Origin of the sequence: Mesorhizobium sp. M1A.F.Ca.IN.020.06.1.1 (genome assembly GCF_004023265.1) — a bacterium.
Taxonomy (GTDB): Bacteria; Pseudomonadota; Alphaproteobacteria; order Rhizobiales; family Rhizobiaceae; genus Mesorhizobium.
This window is the reverse complement of sequence record NZ_RZSR01001033.1, coordinates 1-2,035: the sequence shown is the minus strand read 5'-3', so window position 1 is coordinate 2,035 and position 2,035 is coordinate 1. Positions and strand designations below refer to the sequence as shown.

The following is a 2,035-nucleotide window of genomic DNA, read 5'->3' as shown; positions in this document are numbered from 1 at the left end:
TGCGCGCCTCCGAAGGCAATGAGCTGGTCGGCGAGGCCATAGACGAGGCGATCGGGCGCAAGCCGAAGGGCCATGATTTCGTCATCGACCGCCGCACCAGCCGACCCTCGGTATCGCGCCATATGAGCGTCACCGGCGGCTGATTTTTTCTCCGATTTGGTGCAGGATCACCCTCGGTCACGGACCTTGGGGGCATCATGAAGTGTGTTCATCTCGTCCAGGGCGCGCCTTTGGTGATCGCCTTCTCATTGCTGACGATTGCGACGACAGCGGCAATCGCAAAGCCGTTCACCTACGTCAATGCGCGCTTCGGCACGTCCTGCACCTTTCCCGACGAGATTTTCAGCGACCGCTTGCCCGAGCCAGAAAACGGCGATGGGCAGCAATGGAGCGCGCCCGACGGCGCCAGCCTGACCTGCTCGGGCATTTATAACATCGACAACGACACTCCGAAGGGCTTCGTCGCCGACGAAAAGGCAAACACCGGGCCGGGCTACAAGATCACTTACAGCAAGTCCGGGAAGAATTGGGCGGTGGTTTCTGGCGTCAAGGGCGACAAGGTCTTCTACGAACGGCGCCTGTTCGGAAAGGATGCTGTCATCCGCACCGTCTGGATCGAGTATCCTTCCTCGCTTAAGGCGAAATACGATCCGCTGACCGGGGCGATCGCCGCCAGCCTGCGCGGCCCTTGAGCTGCGCTCGGCGCACTGGAAATAAACCATCCGCGCCGACTTCCACCCGATTTACCGCCGACTTGTTCCGGCCTAGCCTCATGAAGCGATTTTCGCATTCAGGGGGAATTCTCATGCGCAAATTCTTGGCTTCGCTTGCAATGCTCGGGATTGCCTTGGTGCCTGCGGCCGCTAAGTCGATCGGTGGCACCTACACTGTCGCCGGCACCAATTTCGACGGATCGAAATATGGCGGCGAGGCAACCATCACACTGACCAGCGACACAACCTGCACGATCCATTGGGAAACCGGCGGCTCGTCCTCCGACGGCATTTGCATGCGCAATGACGATGCCTTTTCCGCCGGCTACGTCATGGGCAAGGAAATCGGCCTCGTCGTCTACAAAGTGGAGAAGGACGGCTCGTTGCACGGCCTGTGGACCATCGCCGGCCAGAACGGCAACGGCACCGAGACGCTGACGCCGAAATAATCGCTCCAGTAACGCAGCCGATCTTGAGGGCCGCAGGAACCTCCTGTGGCCCATTTCTTTGACGTTGCTGTCTTGCCGCTGGCTGTTAGACGCTTGCGAGAGAACATAACCGGAAGCGCCCTTGCCTCTTTCGCCAAATCTTCGCGGCGCACTGTTCATGGTCGTGGCCATGATCGGCTTCACCTTGAACGACGCGATCACCAAATTCTCCTCCGAATCGATGAACATGGCGCAGGTCATGCTGGTGCGTGGCGCCTTCGCCTCGCTCTTCGTCGGTCTGCTCGCCTGGCGGCGCGGCGCGCTTGCTGATCCGCGCGCCATGCTGCAGCCGATGGTCGCGCTGCGTGTCGCCGGCGAAGCCGGCGCGACCGTGTCGTTCCTGATCGCCCTTGCCCATTTGCCGATCGCCAACGTCTCCGCCGTTCTGCAGGCGCTGCCGCTGGCCGTGACGATGGGCGCCGCACTGTTCTTCGGCGAGGGCGTCGGCTGGCGCCGCTGGCTCGCCATTGCCGTCGGCTTTGCCGGCGTGCTGATCATCGTGCGGCCGGGCTTCGAGGGTTTCAGCGCCTATTCGTTGCTGGCGCTGGCGAGCGTCGGCTGCTGCGCGGTGCGCGATCTCGCCACCAAGCGCATCCCGCAAGCGATCCCGACCATGCTGGTATCGACCGCGACTGCGCTGGCCATGACGATCCTGGGTGCGCTGCTGCTCCCGCCGATGGGCGGCTGGACGCCCATGACCGCCAAGGCGACGGCGCTGCTGGCGCTGGCCGCCGTGCTCGTGCTCATCGGCTATCAGTTCATCATCATGGCGATGCGCTCGGGCGACATCTCCTTCATCGCGCCCTTCCGCTATACGGCGCTGCTGTGGTCGAT

The 2,035-nt window shown here is 62.6% G+C and carries 3 protein-coding genes and 1 pseudogene; all 4 read left to right on the top strand.

The window, feature by feature from the left end; all coding sequences use genetic code 11:
- Positions 1-143, top strand: a pseudogene (locus EOA60_RS39340) (GTP 3',8-cyclase MoaA); the annotation flags it as partial.
- A gap of 54 nt (positions 144-197) precedes the next feature.
- Positions 198-692 carry a hypothetical protein gene (locus EOA60_RS30570; RefSeq protein ID WP_095825397.1) on the top strand — a complete coding sequence of 165 codons (495 nt, stop codon included), beginning with the start codon at positions 198-200 and terminating at the stop codon, positions 690-692.
- A gap of 113 nt (positions 693-805) precedes the next feature.
- Positions 806-1,162, top strand: a complete 357-nt coding sequence (locus tag EOA60_RS30565; RefSeq protein ID WP_095825396.1) for a hypothetical protein — start codon at positions 806-808, stop codon at positions 1,160-1,162.
- A 121-nt stretch (positions 1,163-1,283) separates the two neighbouring features.
- Positions 1,284-2,035 (top strand): DMT family transporter (locus tag EOA60_RS30560; protein ID WP_164899669.1); only part of this gene is annotated, 752 nt, incomplete at its 3' end.